Source organism: Salinisphaera sp. C84B14 (assembly GCF_040361435.1).
Taxonomy (GTDB): Bacteria; Pseudomonadota; Gammaproteobacteria; order Nevskiales; family Salinisphaeraceae; genus Salinisphaera.
Map to the genome: position 1 here is coordinate 1 of NZ_APNL01000019.1, position 15,049 is coordinate 15,049.

At 64.5% G+C, this 15,049-nt stretch carries 13 protein-coding genes; 9 read left to right on the forward strand and 4 right to left on the reverse strand.

What is annotated here, in order from left to right:
* Nucleotides 1-70: 70 nt before the first annotated feature.
* On the reverse strand, nt 71-463 hold the full coding sequence (locus C84B14_RS14905; protein WP_353225265.1) for a hypothetical protein: 393 nt from the start codon (nt 461-463) through the stop codon (nt 71-73).
* 176 nt (nt 464-639) lie between these two features.
* Between C84B14_RS14905 and crcB the strand changes: the two genes are divergently transcribed.
* Nucleotides 640-1,035 (forward strand): fluoride efflux transporter CrcB, encoded by a 396-nt coding sequence (crcB, locus tag C84B14_RS14910; protein WP_502949915.1) that lies wholly within the window; start codon nt 640-642, stop codon nt 1,033-1,035.
* A 16-nt stretch (nt 1,036-1,051) separates the two neighbouring features.
* Nucleotides 1,052-1,369: a DUF190 domain-containing protein gene (locus C84B14_RS14915; protein WP_348766355.1), complete on the forward strand. Its 318-nt coding sequence runs from the start codon at nt 1,052-1,054 to the stop codon at nt 1,367-1,369.
* Nucleotides 1,370-1,393: 24 nt separating this feature from the next.
* On the opposite strand, the gene C84B14_RS14920 is transcribed toward C84B14_RS14915, so the two are convergent.
* The 3 genes from C84B14_RS14920 to C84B14_RS14930 form a co-directional block, all read right to left on the reverse strand.
* Nucleotides 1,394-2,089: an HAD-IA family hydrolase gene (locus tag C84B14_RS14920; protein WP_353225267.1), complete on the reverse strand. Its 696-nt coding sequence runs from the start codon at nt 2,087-2,089 to the stop codon at nt 1,394-1,396.
* 141 nt (nt 2,090-2,230) lie between these two features.
* A complete protein-coding gene (locus C84B14_RS14925; RefSeq protein WP_353225269.1) occupies nt 2,231-3,301 on the reverse strand; it encodes a sulfite oxidase in 1,071 nt (356 codons plus the stop codon).
* Between the two features lie 111 nt (nt 3,302-3,412).
* Nucleotides 3,413-4,516 carry a permease gene (locus C84B14_RS14930; RefSeq protein WP_353225271.1) on the reverse strand — a complete coding sequence of 368 codons (1,104 nt, stop codon included), beginning with the start codon at nt 4,514-4,516 and terminating at the stop codon, nt 3,413-3,415.
* Nucleotides 4,517-4,667: 151 nt separating this feature from the next.
* Here C84B14_RS14930 and C84B14_RS14935 point away from each other — a divergent pair, with 151 nt between their 5' ends.
* The 7 genes from C84B14_RS14935 (at nt 4,668) to C84B14_RS14965 (ending at nt 15,043) form a co-directional block, all read left to right on the forward strand.
* Nucleotides 4,668-5,153, forward strand: coding sequence for a GbsR/MarR family transcriptional regulator (locus C84B14_RS14935; RefSeq protein WP_353225273.1), 486 nt, complete (start codon nt 4,668-4,670; stop codon nt 5,151-5,153).
* Nucleotides 5,150-6,304, forward strand: coding sequence for an efflux RND transporter periplasmic adaptor subunit (locus C84B14_RS14940; RefSeq protein WP_353225274.1), 1,155 nt, complete (start codon nt 5,150-5,152; stop codon nt 6,302-6,304). Before C84B14_RS14935 ends, C84B14_RS14940 begins: the two co-directional genes overlap by 4 nt.
* Nucleotides 6,301-9,426: an efflux RND transporter permease subunit gene (locus tag C84B14_RS14945; RefSeq protein ID WP_353225276.1), complete on the forward strand. Its 3,126-nt coding sequence runs from the start codon at nt 6,301-6,303 to the stop codon at nt 9,424-9,426. Before C84B14_RS14940 ends, C84B14_RS14945 begins: the two co-directional genes overlap by 4 nt.
* Nucleotides 9,423-10,859 carry a TolC family outer membrane protein gene (locus C84B14_RS14950; protein ID WP_353225278.1) on the forward strand — a complete coding sequence of 479 codons (1,437 nt, stop codon included), beginning with the start codon at nt 9,423-9,425 and terminating at the stop codon, nt 10,857-10,859. Before C84B14_RS14945 ends, C84B14_RS14950 begins: the two co-directional genes overlap by 4 nt.
* Before the next feature lie 180 nt (nt 10,860-11,039).
* Complete coding sequence (locus C84B14_RS14955; RefSeq protein WP_353225279.1) at nt 11,040-12,308, forward strand: DUF445 domain-containing protein; 1,269 nt, start codon at nt 11,040-11,042, stop codon at nt 12,306-12,308.
* A 53-nt stretch (nt 12,309-12,361) separates the two neighbouring features.
* Complete coding sequence (locus C84B14_RS14960; protein WP_353225281.1) at nt 12,362-13,108, forward strand: Abi-alpha family protein; 747 nt, start codon at nt 12,362-12,364, stop codon at nt 13,106-13,108.
* Between the two features lie 102 nt (nt 13,109-13,210).
* Nucleotides 13,211-15,043, forward strand: coding sequence for a long-chain-acyl-CoA synthetase (locus C84B14_RS14965; protein ID WP_353225283.1), 1,833 nt, complete (start codon nt 13,211-13,213; stop codon nt 15,041-15,043).
* Nucleotides 15,044-15,049: the final 6 nt, after the last annotated feature.

Consider the following 15,049-nt stretch of genomic DNA (forward strand, 5'->3'; position numbering starts at 1 on the left):
ATCTGCGATGAACCAAAAAAAAGCCCGTGTCGCACGCGACACGGGCTTTTTGCCTTCCAGCGGGCGGAGGTTACTGGTCGTCGTTATCGGCATCCATGCCGCCTTCGGCGCCGGCGTTGGCCTTGGCAGCCGCGGACGTGTCCGAGGACATGCCGGCTTCGCCGTCCATATCGTCATCATCCATGCGGTCGTCGGAGGCCGAGGTGTCGACGTCGGTATCCGTATCGACATCGGCTCCGATCGAGGTGCTGCCGCCGGCCTGGCCACCGACCGCCCCGTCCGTGCCGTTCATGCCGCCGGCGGTGCCGGACTGGGTATTGGCGCCGGTATCGACGCCCACGTCGGCATTCACGCCGGGGCTCGTACCGGTGGCGCTATCGGCGTCGGTGGCCGTATCGGCCAGTGCGATGCCCCCGGTCAATGCCAGTGCCGTAGCTGTCGCGATGGCGAATTGCTTATACATGGGATCTCCTCGTGGTTTGCATATCAGGCCCGTGACGAGCCCTGGGTATTCACGGTTACGCCCGGGGGCTGAACCTCTCGTGAACGACCATCGTCACTTGTGAGCTGGCGGCATAGGGGACAGAGCGGGCCCCATGCTTGTAACCTTGTTGCTTCGGTTCAAGGGCGTACACACGGATGTCCATACCCGTCTCCATTCTTGCGATCGCAGTGGGCGCGGCCTGCGGCGCCAATCTGCGCTGGGCGCTGGGTCTGGCGCTGAACGCGCTGTTCCCGGCGTTGCCGCCCGGTACGCTGGCGGCCAATCTGCTGGGTGCCGGCCTGATCGGCATGGCGATCGCCACCTTTGCGGCCATGCCCGATCTGTCGCCGTTCTGGAAGCTGGCAATCGTTACCGGTTTTCTTGGTGCGCTGACCACGTTCTCTACTTTCTCGGCCGAGATCTTCACCCAGATTCAGAGCGGCCGGTTGGGCTGGGCCTTCGTCGGTATCGCCGCACACGTGGCCGGCTCGCTGGCGATGACCGGCCTGGGTATGGGCGCAGTGGCCTTGTTGCGCCAGATTGGACGATGAACAGGAGCAACGGAAGATGAAAGGCTTCGAGCTGATATTCATGGCGCCGCGGTCGCGCCGCCATCACGGCAAACCGGTACTGGATACGGTCGCAGAACTGGCACGAGAACAGGGCATCGAGCACAGCACGCGCCGTGTCGATGCCCAGGGCACCGGCCATAGCGGGCATACCCATTCGGCGCATTTTTTCGAACAGGCTGATGAGCCCGAAGAGCTGATGTTCGTGCTCGATGGCGGGCAGGCCGATGCGCTGGTACGAAGCGTGGACGAGCAGGCGGTGCCGGTGTTCTGCGTGCGCCGCGCGATCGAGTACTGGCACTTCGGCGAGGACTGAGCTCGCAGCTCGGCAGGCAGCGGCTCAGTCGCGCGCGGCGTGTTCGCCGTGCCGGGCGGCGATCAGGCCCGGCAGTTCGTCGAAATGGACAAAGCGGGTCAGTGCGATATCGGGATGCCTGGCGATCGCGCCGTGCGGGTCGTAGCCGAATACCTGCATGCCGGCGCGGTGCCCCGCGATCACGCCGGCGTCGCTGTCTTCGATCACCGCACAGCGCTCGGGCGCCACATCGAGCGCGGCCGCTGCGGTCAGGAATAGATCCGGCTCCGGCTTCCACACGCCGATCGTATAGGCGCTGAAGACGTAGTCGCCGAAATAGCGGGCCAGATCGGTTGCATCGAGCGCGGCAGCGAGCTTTTTCTCCGGTCCGCTCGATGCCACGCAGCGGGGCAGCTCGATCGCTTCGATCGCAGCGCGTACACCCGGCATGGGTTGTAGCTCGCGATAGAACAGGTCGATCATCTGGCGGCGATAGCGCGGGGTGAAATCATCCGGAATGACCACGCCATGGCGCTCGGCCAGCGTATCGATCATCTGCTCGAACTGGCCGCCGCGAAACTCGGACTCGATCGCACGGGCGTCGAGTGCGATGCCGTAGTCGGCTTCGAACATCTCGGCAACGCCGCGGGCGTTGAGCAGCTCGCTGTCGACGAGCGTGCCGTCGCAGTCGTAGATCACGGCTTCGATGGGCGGCAAGGCATGGGCAGGGTGTTCGGTCATCGATAAATCTCGTGGAGGGGGTATCGGCAGCCGATACCGACAGGCCGGCCTTCGATCATGGGGGCGCACAGCGCGACCAAAACCCTCGACCGGTGCATTGTCCGCCGACGGCGTGCAGGTCTTGATCGGCCGGCCGATGCCTCAGCTGATGCGTACCGGGTGGGCAATGACCGCGTTGTACAGACAACCGTGGTCATTCCAGGGCACCGAGGCCGGCTGAACATGGCCGTTGTCGTCGGTCGCACGAATGCGGATGACGTGCGGCCCGGGCGTCGCCCGCCACGTGAACGCCCAGCGCACCCAGGCGCCGGCGATATTGGGCGCTTCCAGGCGCGCATCGCGCCACGGGTCTTCATCCACGGCGTATTCGACGCGCCGCACCTGGCCTTCGCCCGAAAAGGCGCGTCCGCGCAGCGTGTGTTCGCCGGCGGGCAGTTCGGCGTTCCAGTCGAGTTCGATCACGCTCATCACCGGCATGGTCGTAATCGGGATGCCGTCGGCGGGTGGCTGGGCCGGGTAGTCCGGCCCGGCCAGGGTGTAGTCGCGCGTGTTCCAGTGGGTATGCAACGCCTGGGTCGATACCCGGATTTCGCCCAGCCACTTGATGCTGGCCGCCCCAAGCCAGCCGGAGACCACCAGCCGAGCCGGGAAACCGTGATCGGGTGGCAGGCGTTCGCCGTTCATGGTCAGGGCGATGAGCGTATCGTCGGCCATTGCCTTGGCCGCGGGAAGCGGTCGTGCAAAGGCGTTCTCATCCAGGCCCACCGGCAGCACATCGCGCGCCGTCTTGGTAATGCCGGCACGTTCAAGCACGTCGCGCAGACGCACCCCGGACCACTCGGCCACGCCGATGGCGCCGGTATGCCACTGGGCGCCGCCAGCCTGCTGGCCGTAGCGCTCGGCAAAGAAGGCGCGGGCATTGCCGGCGCATTCGATGGCGCGGGTCATCGCGATCTGGGGCATGGCGCGCAGCGCCGCGTAGTCGAGTTCCAGCGCCCGGGTAAGCCCGTCGCCATGTACCCGCAGGCGCCAACCGCTGGCATCGATACGCGGCGTCGGGTTGTGGCTGCGCACGAAAAAGCGGCTGTTGGGCGTGAGATAGCCTTCCAGGGCCGCAAGGCGTGTTTCCACGTTGCTGTTTTCGCCGTGCTCGGGCACGTGAAACCATGCCTCGGGCGTGGGTTTGTCTATACCGCCGGTGTCATTGCTCATCGCCAGGTCCGGTGATGCGATGTGTTGTCGCTCATCCTCGGCGCTCGTATGACGTCAAGCAAAGTAACGCGCGCCGCGCCGGGCACGTCGGCGCAGCCGCCACGCAGCGGCTCAGTGGTGGTGACAGCAGTGGGCCGGCGCCTTGGCCTGTTTCGACAGCCGCCACAGGCTGAGGCCGACGCCGATGAACAGCAGGTTCAGCCAGAAGGTGTAATCGAACTCGAAGAACGTCATGGAGCCGACCGTGGTGGCGGTGGCCTGCGGTGCCCAGCCGCCGAGCGTGAATATCACGTCGATGAGAAAGCCGGTGAGCACCATGGCGACATAGAGGATCGCGCCGAGCTGCAGGGCGAGGCGGGTGCCGTAATACTGGCGATAGACCAGCAGCATGGGAATGACGATGAGATCGCCATAGATGAAGGCCAGGGCGCCGCCAAAGGAAATACCGCCGTTGAACAGTGCGGCCGCCATGGGCACGTTGCCGACCGAGCATACGAAGCTGAATACCGCCACGAGCGGGCCGACCAGCGCGTTTTCGATCATCTGCAGCCAGCTGACGTGATCGCCCGAGGACAGGAATACGGCCTGCCAGAAGCGCTGCGGTACCCAGACCACCACCGTGCCGGCGACCACGATGCCGATGACGATATCCTTCCAGATCATCGACCAGTCCATGGCAAAGCGTGATGCGGCCATGCGCCAGCCCTCCAGGCTGAACAGGCTGGGCACGGTGTCGTCTTCGCCTTGATCGGCCTGGTCGGATTCGGCCTCGCGCAGGCGCTCGAAACCGCGAATCGGGCCAAAGCTTTTCATCAAAAGGGCCATGATCGCGATCAGCACGATACCGCCGGCGAATTCCGCGACCACGAACTGCCAGCCCATCAGCGACCAGAGCACGAAGCCCAGCTCGATCACCAGATTGGTGGCCGCGATCATGAATGCGATCGCGGCCGTGATATGGGCGCCGCGCAGAAATACGCTGCGGCTCATGGCCGCGGCGGCATAGGAGCACGATGAACTGATCGCGCCGAAAAAGCCGGCACGGGCCAGGGATGCCGGGCTATCCCCGCCCATGACACGGGCCATGCGGTGCTTGGGCACGAAAGCCTGTACGGCACCGGAAATCGCGAAACCGAGCACCAGCGCCCAGAGCATCTTCCAGCCCATGCCCGCGATCGTGTAGATCGTGTCGCCGATCATGGAGAGCCAATCCATACATCTTCCTGTCTGCGCCGCCGACCGGCGCGGCGAGTGGCTGAACGACGACAAACGGTAGGCCCGTAGCCGGGTACGGATGCAAGCGGCATGCGTCGTTCGTTTCGTTCAGTATTGATTGAATGATTGCGGCGCTATAGGCTTTCACGCCATGAGCGACACCCCCCAGGCCGTCAGCGGCTTTATCGAACGCATGGGCCTGGCGGCACAGAGCGACGGCATGCCGCGTATTGCCGGGCGCATTCTCGGTTATTTCATTATCCACGACGGGCCGGCGAGTCTGGCCAGGCTGGCCCGGGAATTGCAGGTATCGCGTGCGAGCGTGAGTACGAACGCGCGGATACTGCGCAATCTCGGCGTTCTCGAAGCCACGGCGGTGCCCGGCGATCGTCAGGATTATTATCGGCTGGCCGAACGACATTACCTGCGCCTGCTGGAGGGGGATGTGGAACGCATGGGCACGATGAGTGCCTCGCTCGCCCAGGCTGAGCGCGAATTGCCGGCCGATTGGGCCGGCGCACAGACACGACTGGCGGATATGCACCACTTCATCGACACGGCGAGGGAAAACATTCGCGAGCTGATCGAACATCTTGCCGACCGCACTGACGGCATCTCCCGCGGGCAGCGCTCATGAGTCGCATGCCCACGATACGTCCGATCTGGATCGTGCTGATCATCGTGGTCGTACTGGCGGCGTGGCTGGCTTCCGGCATGGTGGGCGGCGGGGAGCCGACAGGCGAAACCGCCCCCAAGGCCGATCAGGCCCAGCCCGTAAGCGTGGCGGTACGGACATCGACGGCCGAACAGGTCTGGCGCGAAGTCGAGCTCAATGGCCGTACCGCGCCCGATCGCGCAGTCACGCTGCGCGCCCAGACGGCCGGGCGTATCGACTCGATCAGCGCCCGGCGCGGTGCCCGCGTCAAGGCGGGCGAAGTGCTCGCACGTATCGCCCTCGACGATCGCGGGGCGTCGCGCAACGAAGCCCGTGCGGTGGTAAAACAGCGCCGGCTGCAGTATGAAGCCGTACGCAAGATGTCGGAGAAGGGGTATCAGACCCGAACCGATCTGGCCCAGGCCAAATCCGATCTGGAAGCTGCCCAGGCCCAGCTGGCCAATATCCAGCAGGATATCGACAACACCGTCGTTCGGGCGCCGTTTGCCGGCGTGCTGGAAACACGGCCGGTGGAAGTGGGCGATTATGTCGCGGTAGGCGACGAGATTGCCCGCGTCATCCAGCAGAATCCGTTCGTGGTTCGCGGCGATCTGGCCGAAAAGGACGTCGCCTTCGTCGAGCCGGGCCAGCCCGGCCGCGCGCGCCTGATCGACGGCCGCATGGTGGAGGGCACGGTGCGCTATGTGGCCACCGAAGCCGACGAGGCCACACGGACCTATCCGGTGGAACTGGAAGTGGATAATCCCGGCGGCCGGCTTGTGGCCGGCGCTTCGGCAAAGCTCATTCTGCCGCTCGAACAGGTCGAGGCGCACGAAGTGGCGGCCGACTTGCTCACCCTCGACGAAGCCGGCGAGATGGGCATCAAGACGATCGACGAAGACGGCCGCGTGGCCTTTCACGGCGCCGATATCGTCAAAAGCAGCGACGACCGGCTCTGGCTGGCCGGGCTGCCGGAGAGCGTGCGCCTGATCACCACCGGCCAGGGCTTCGTGCGCGCGGGTGATGCCGTGCAGATCGTCGATGACGCCGATGCCGCGGCCGGGGCGGCCGATGCCGCAGCGCCGAACGACGAGGCGCAGCCAGCCACGAACGACGCCGACACGCGATCATGAACGCGCTGATCGCGGCGGCGTTCTCACGGCCGCGCACGGTGGTGCTCGGCCTGCTCGTGATCCTGATCGCAGGCGGCATCGCCTATCGAGATATTCCCAAGGAATCCTCGCCGGATATCACCATTCCGACCATCTATGTGTCGATGGCGCATGAAGGCATTTCGCCGGAGGACGCCGAGCGTCTGCTGGTCAAGCCCATGGAACAGGAGCTGCGTTCCATCGAAGGCTTAAAGGAAATGAGCGCCACCGCCTCGGAAGGGCATGCCAGCGTTATCCTCGAATTCGAGGCCGGCTTCGACCCCGACGACGCGCTCGACGATGTGCGCAACCAGGTGGACATCGCCAAGGCCGATCTACCCGGCGACACCGAGGAACCCACCGTCAACGAGGTCAACGTGGCCCTGTTCCCCGTGCTGGTGGTCAATCTGTACGGCGATGTGTCCGAACGGGTGCTGGTTTCGCTCGCCGAGGACGTACAGGACGAAGTCGAGTCCATCCCCGGCGTGCTCGAAGCCGATATCGCCGGCGACCGGGAAGAGCAGATCGAGATCAATATCGATCCGCTCAAGCTCGAAACCTACGGGCTGTCGTTGCAGGAGGTGTTCGATTCGGTCCAGCAGAACAACCAGCTGGTGCCGGCCGGCGCGCTCGAATCCGGCAGCGGACGCTTTTCAATCAAGGTGCCGGGGGTGATCGACAACCTCGATGCGCTGCGCAATACCGCGGTCAAACGCGCCGACGATCAGGTGGTGACCGTGGGCGACGTGGCCAGCGTACGCCGCGCCTTTGCCGACCGCGAGAGCTTTGCCCGGCTCAACGGCCAGCCCACGCTGGCGCTTGAAATCACCAAGCGCATCGGTGCGAACATCATCGATACCAATCAGGCGGTACGTGCGGCGATCGCGCGCATGCAGCAGGGTTGGCCGGATGCGATCCAGGTGAACTTTTCACAGGACGAATCCGAAGACGTCACGCGTCTGCTGGGGGATCTGCAGAACAACGTGATCAGCGGCATTCTGCTGGTGATGATCGTGATCGTGGGCATTCTCGGCCTGCGTGCCGGCACGCTCGTGGGCGTATCGATCCCCGGCTCGTTTCTGCTGGGTATTCTCACCCTGGCGGCGATGGGGCTTTCGGTGAACATCGTGGTGCTGTTCGCGCTCATCCTCGCGCTCGGCCTGCTGGTGGACGGGGCGATCGTGGTGGTCGAGCTCGCCGACCGCTTCCTGGCCGAAGGCGAGAGCCGGATGTCGGCCTATATGCACGCGGCCCAGCGCATGGCCTGGCCGATCATTTCCTCGACCGCGACCACCCTGGCCGCGTTCGCGCCGCTGCTGTTCTGGCCGGGGGTGGTCGGCGAGTTCATGCGCTATATGCCGATCACCCTGATCGCGGTCTTGAGCGCCTCGCTTTTGATGGCGCTGATCTTCGTGCCGACCCTGGGCGCGGTGATCGGCGGTTCCGCGCCGGGCGGCGCCGAGGCGGTATGGCAGCCGGGCCAGAAACTGCGGGGCGCGACCGGGGCCTATGTCGCCACGCTGTCGTTTTTTGCCCGCCACGCGGGCAAGACCGCCATCGGCGCGGTGGTACTGTTCTTTGCCGCGATCCTGGCCTATGGTCAGCTCGGCAAGGGCGTGGAGTTCTTTCCCGATATCTCGCCTGACAATGCCGTGATTCAGATTCACGCCCGCGGCCAGCAATCGATCGCCGAGGCCGATCGGCTCGTGCGCCAGGTCGAGGATCGGGTCCTGGCCATGCCCGGGTTTGCGTCGGTTTATACACGTACCGGCGCCGGCCAGGAATCGTTTCGCCAGGGTACGGCCGACGACGTGATCGGCCAGATTCAGCTCGAGTTCGAGCCCTGGGGCGTGCGCAGGCCGGCCGGCGAAATCATGGCCGATGTACGCGAGCGTATTGCCGGCATTCCCGGGATCCGTACCGAGGTTCAGGAACAGGCCCAGGGCCCGACCCAGGCCAAGCCGGTAGAGCTGCAGATTTCCGGGCCGGACATGCCCGCCCTCGACAAGGCAGCCGATTTCGTACGCCGCGGCATGGCCGAGGTGGGCGGTTTCACCGATATTCAGGACACGCGTTCGAGCCAGGGGCTGGAATGGCGCATGGATGTCGACCGGGCCGAGGCCAGCCGCTACGGCGCCAACGTGGCCACCATCGGCCAGGCGATCCAGCTGGTCACCCAGGGCGTCAAGGTCGGCGAATACCGGCCCGACGACGCCAGCGACGAAATCGATATCCGCGTGCGCTTCCCGGAGGATTCGCGCAATCTGGATTCGCTGGACAACCTGCGTTTGCAAACCGAGAGCGGGCAGGTGCCGGTGTCCAATTTCGTCACCCGCGTGGCCGCGCCCAAGGTAGAGAATATCGAGCGTACCGGTGGCCAGCGCACGGTCACGATCGAATCCGGCGTGGCGCCGGGCGCGCTCGTTGCCGACCAGCTCAACGCGTTGCGCGCCTGGATCGGCGATCACGTCGAGGCAGCCGAGCTCAATCCCCGTATCGATATCGCCTTCAAGGGCGAGGACGAGGACCTGCGCGACGCCGAGGCTTTTCTGTCCAAGGCGTTCGGCGTGGCGGTCGCACTCATCGGCGTGATTCTGCTGACCCAGTTCAACAGTTTTTACCAGTCGTTTCTGATCTTGTCGGCGGTGATGTTTTCCACGGTCGGCGTGCTGTTGGGCCTGTTGATCGCCGGCCAGCCGTTCGGGGTGGTGATGAGCGGTATCGGCGTCATCGCGCTGGCAGGTATCGTGGTCAACAACAACATCGTGCTGATCGACACCTACAACGTGAACCGCAGCGCGGGCCTGAATGCCTGGGATGCGGTGATCCAGACCGGCGCCGAGCGTCTTCGGCCGGTGGTGTTGACCACGGTGACCACGATTCTTGGCCTGCTGCCCATGGTATTGCAGATGAATATCGACATCGTCGGGCGTTCGATCACCTTCGGCGCGCCGTCGACCCAGTGGTGGACCCAGCTCGCCACGGCCATCGTAGGCGGGCTGATGTTTTCGACGCTGCTTACGCTCGTGCTCACCCCCTGCATGCTGGTGCTGGGCGCCCGCGTGGGTGCGCGCTTTTCGAAACGTCGTGGAGAGGCTGCATGAGAGCAGGCAATCGCCGCTATCGCGCGCCGGCGATGGGTATCGCGCTGCTGGCCATGGCCGGGGGGCTGCCGGCCCACGCCGCGCAGAACCTGCTCGATACCTACGATCAGGCTCTGCGCAACGATACCGAACTGCTCACCGCGCGCGCCGAGTCCGGCGCGGCCGATGCACGCTATCGTCAGGCCCGTGGTCAGCTGCTGCCGTCGCTGTCGGCTAGCGCCAGCTACACGCGCGTCGAACAGGAGCAGACCTTCGAGTCGCCCGAAGGCGGCGATACCGGCTTTGCCGGCGGGGGCGGCTTCTTTGGCGGCAACGATGGGCCGACGACCTCCGATCAGAAAGGTTATTCGCTGAATCTGACCCAGCCGCTGTTCAACTGGACGGCCTGGCAGAACAAGGACGCGGCGAATGCGCGCCGCGATCAGGCGGTGCTGGCGTTGTCCAACGCCGAGCAGACGCTGATCGTGCGGGTGGCCGAGGCGTACTTCGACGTGCTGGCCGCGCGCGATGCCTTGAATTCCGCGCGCGAGCAGCAGCGCTCGATTCAAAGCCAGCTCGACCGGGCCCAGGCCGCCTATGATGCCGGCCTGGATCCGATCACCGACCAGCAGGAGGCACAGTCCAGCCTCGACAGTGCCCTGGTCGATTCCATCGATGCAGAGAACCAGCTGGCCAGCGCGCGCGATGCGCTGATCTCGTTGACCGGTCGCGCGCCGCAGGCGTTGTCCGGTATCGAGGTCGACGAAGCCATGCCCGCGCCGGGCCGCGACGACAGCGCGCGCGATCGCGAGGCGTGGCTGGCCGTGGCGCTGGAACGTTCGCCCCAGGTGGCGGCCTCGGAAGCCGCTTGGCGTGCGGCCCGCGAACAGATCGGCGCCGAACGCGGCGGCCATTTGCCGACCGTCAATCTGGTCGGGCGCGTTGGGCGCCAGGAGCAGTTGTTCCCGCTCGGCGCCGGTGGCCAGGCCAATCTGGTGGACGAAACCCGTTCGGTCGGCGTCGAGCTGGAAATGCCGCTATTCGCTGGCGGATCCACGCGCGCGGCGGTTTCCGAAGCCGAATACAACGCCGAACAGGCGCGCCTGGACGTAATCTCGGCACGGCGCCAGCTGCTTATCGATATCAACAACGCCTACCGCAACGTTCAGGCCACGAAGCGCCGCCTGAACGCGCTCGATCGGGCCATTGCCTCGGGCCAGACCGCGCTCGAGGCGGCTCAGGCGGGTTATCGGCTCGGCAATCGAACGGTGCTCGACGTGATCGATGCGCAGATCGCGCTCGTGCAGCGACGCGCCGATCGCAAGCAGGCCTGGTACGACCATGCGCTGGCACGCTTGCGCCTGCGCGCGGCGGCCGGGGTACTGAATTTTGACGAACTCGCGCGTATCAACGCGCGCCTGCGGGGTGCGCCCGAGGCCGGAATCGCCGGCTGACGCGTCGTTTTGCGATTTGTGTGTCGAGGCAGGCGGTGCGAAGGTGTGCGGCTGCTATGATCGACATCGCCCGATGACAACGGCGACGATACGCCGCTCGGGTTGAGCGCATCATAATAACGACGACAAGTTCGAGGAGCATGGCGCCGGTCCTGCGATGGATGGGCGCCACACCGATGCATGGACGGCAGTTTTCTCTATCTGAGTGTCGAGACCTGGAAATATATTTCCATGCCGGTGATAAGCGCCGTGGTCGGCTACGTGACCAACGTCGTGGCGATCAAGATGATGTTCTATCCCGTCGAGTTCATCGGTGCGTATAAACCGTGGCTCGGCTGGCAGGGCATCGTGCCGCGCAAGGCCTCGAAGATGACCGGCATTTCGGTGGATACGATCACCGAGTCGTTGATTACCGAAGACGAGATCTTCAGCCGGCTGGATCCGGCGCGCGTCGCCGACGAACTCGAAGCCCCGATGATCGAGCTGACCGATGAAATCACCGATACGGTGATGTATCGGCACCATCCCACCCTGTGGGAGGCGTTGCCGCTGGTAGTGCGAAGCCAGATCAAGCGGCGCGTACGAGCCCAAGCGCCCACGATCATCCGCGAGCTGATGAACGAAGTGCGCAGCAACGTGCGCTACATGTTCGATCTCAAGGGCATGATCACCCGCGTGCTGGTGCGCGAAAAGAATCTGCTCAACCGGATCTTTTTGGAAACCGGGCGCAACGAATTCGTATTCATCGGTCGTTCCGGCGCCTACTTCGGATTTGCCTTCGGCCTGATCCAGATGCTGATCTGGGTGTTCTTCCAGGCCTGGTGGCTGTTGCCGCTGTTCGGGCTGCTCGTGGGCTGGGCCACCAACTGGCTGGCCTTGAAGATGATCTTCAATCCCAAGCGCGGTTTTCGTATTTTTGGCTTCACGGTTCAAGGCCTGTTCTTCAAGCGACAACAGGAGGTCGCCGCGGACTACGGCAACCTCGTGGCCACGCAGATTCTCACCCCGGCCAATATTCTCGAAGAGATTCTGACCGGCCCCTATGCCGATAAACTGTTCGCGCTGGTTCAGACCGAGGTGCAGCGTGCGATCGACTCCAGTGCGAGCGTAGCCCGTCCGTTCGTGAACTGGACCTGGGGCAGCGACGAATACGAGCAGATCAAGGCCGACGCCGTGGCCGAGGTGGTGGCTCGCATGCCGCAGACGCTATCGCATATGACCGGCTATGCCGAAGACGCCATGGCGATACGGGAAACGCTGGTCACGCGTTTGCAAAGCCTCACGCCGCGCCAGTTCGAAGGCATGCTGCGGCCCGCGTTCGAGGAAGACGAGTGGATACTGATTGCGGTTGGCGCGGCTCTGGGTCTGGCCGTGGGCTGGTTCCAGTTGATCGTGCTCTTCTCGAGCGTTTTCATGGAGCGTTTTGGCGGCATGACCGGCCTGGGATGAGGTCGGCAACACGGGCCGTGCACAGCGCGGCCGTCTCGATTTGGAGATAGACGATGGCGGGCAGAAAGAATCTGACGGTGCGAACGCCGCGAGCGTTCCAGTTTTTGCGCCAGGCCGCACGCGCTGCCGAGGAATGGCCAGTGGCCGGTTCTGCGGTGCGCCGCTTTCAGGATGCCGAAAGCTGGGCCATGGCCGAACTCAAGCAGCGCCTGGATGCGATGTCCGACGACGGCGTGGATAACAGTGCGCGCACGCGCGCTGCAACCGTAGAGGGGCCGGCCCCGCGCGACATGATGGCGCGGCTGATCGCGCAGTCGCGCGGTGTCGATCCCGAAGCGGCCCGGGTATGGATGTATCGCCAGACCCTGGCCCGGCTCGTCCCGGATCAGGTCGCGATGATGGCGCTGCTGGCCGATCGCGAAATCGCGCCGCTATGCCATATCGCCGCCGGGCGACTGCCGGCCGGGCCGGTGAGCGTGGTGGTGCTGTCCAACGCCAGCTCGCTCGGACGCGATGCCGGCGTGCTGCTGCGCGACTACGTGCCGCAATACATGAGCGAACTGCTCGCGCTGGGCGTGTTCGAAGCCGGCCCCGAAGACGACCGCCTGGCGGATCAGTACGAGCTGCTCATGGCCGACACCCAGCTACGAAACACCATGGATCGGGTCCGTCGCGACATGCGGCTTTATCCGCGGCTTCAACGCTTTAGCGTCCACATGAGCGACTACGGCAAGGCCCTGTGGCAGGACTGCAGACCGCTGGATCCGGCGTCCGCACGCCCGTCGGCCGGCGGTGGCTAGCGCGTAGGGCTCTGCCCGAGTGCGTGTCGTGCTGTTAAGCTGATAAAGCCGAAAATATATCGTTTCTACATACAGAAACCTGACCCACGAGGAGACCGGTCGATGAGTGAATCCGAGCGCGACACGCTGAGTGTCTGGGACGTGTTGAAACCCACCGCCGACAAACTCAGCGGGGTCGACCGGCTGCTCATGGGCGCGGGCCTTCTGCTCAAGTCCAGGTTCCGCGACAACATCACCATCGCGACGCTGATCGAAGGTCATGCCGGACGCAGTCCCCAGCATGACGCAATCACGTTCGAGAACGAGCGCTATACCTATGCCCAGCTCAACGCCAACGCGAACCGCTATGCGCGCACCCTCAAGGCGGGCGGCATAGGAAAAGGCGACGTGGTGGGGGTGCTGCTGGACAACCGGCCGGAAACCCTTTTCATCGTGGCGGCCCTGGCCAAGCTCGGCGCGGCCGCGGCGATGTGTAACACCAAACAGCGCGGCGACGTGCTCGCGCATAGCCTGAGTACGGTCAAGCCGAAGGCCATGCTCGTGGGCGACGAACTTTTCGAAGCCTTCGACGAAATACGCGGCGAGTCCGGCATCGCCGACCTTAGCCCGCTATGGCTGGTGCCCAGCAGCAGCCGGGCGGCCACCGAGCCGGCGCCCGAGGGCTGGACCGATTTCGTTGCCGAGGCCGCCAACCAACCGACCGGCAATCTCGACGACGCCGCCGAGGTGTCGTCCAAGGACACCTGCTTCTATATCTTCACGTCGGGTACCACCGGCATGCCCAAGGCATCGCGCATGAGCCACGTACGCTGGCTGCGCGGCGGTGCGGGGCTGGGCATGGCAGGGCTGCGACTGACCCCGGAAGACCGGTTTTACTGCCCGCTGCCGCTCTATCACAACAATGCGCTGACCGTGTCCTGGTCGTCGGTGCTCTGTGCCGGCGCGACGTTCGCGCTCGCGCCCAAGTTCAGCGTCAGCAATTTCTGGCCGGACGTGCGTCATCACAAGGCGACGGTGTTCTGCTATATCGGCGAGCTGTGTCGCTATCTGTTGCAGGCCGAGCCGCATGAAAACGACCGCAACCACGCCATTCGGGCGGTCATCGGCAATGGCCTGCGGCCGGATATCTGGGACGAGTTCAAGGCACGCTTCGGCATCGAACGGGTATGCGAGTTCTACGGTGCCAGTGAGGGCAACCTGATCTTCGTCAACGGTTTCAACATGGATCGTACGGCCGGCTTTTGTCCGCTGCCGTTTGCCGTGGTGGAATACGACTCCGAAACCGAGGAGCCGGTCACCGACAGCAACGGCCGTATGAAAGAGGTCAAGAAGGGCGAAACGGGTCTGTTGCTCAACAAGGTGACCGATTTCGCGCCCTTCGAAGGCTATACCGACCCGGAAGCCAGCGAGAAGAAACTCTTCCGCGGCGTTTTCAAACAGGACGACTGCTATTTCAACACCGGCGATCTCGTGCGCCGGCAGGGCATGCGGCATATCGCCTTCGTCGATCGCCTGGGGGATACCTTCCGCTGGAAGGGCGAAAACGTGGCGACCACCCAGGTCGAGAATGCCCTTAACGCATTCAGCCAGATCGAGGAATCGGTGGTCTACGGGGTGGAGGTGCCGCATAGCGACGGCCGTGCCGGCATGGCCGCTATTACGCCGGTACGCGATCTCGAGGATATCGACTGGGGCGCGCTGGTCAGCCATCTGCGCGACGAGCTACCCGACTACGCGGTGCCCGTGTTCATCCGCCTGCGTCCGGAGCAGGAAGTCACCGGCACCATGAAATATCGCAAGGTCGACCTCAAGAAGCAGGCTTATAGCCCCGAGGGTGACGAGCCCGTTTACATGCTCAAGGGCGGCGCTGATCGCTACGAGCCGATCGACGACGCCACCCGCGACGCGTTGGCCGACGGCGATATCCAGCTCTAGGGCGTG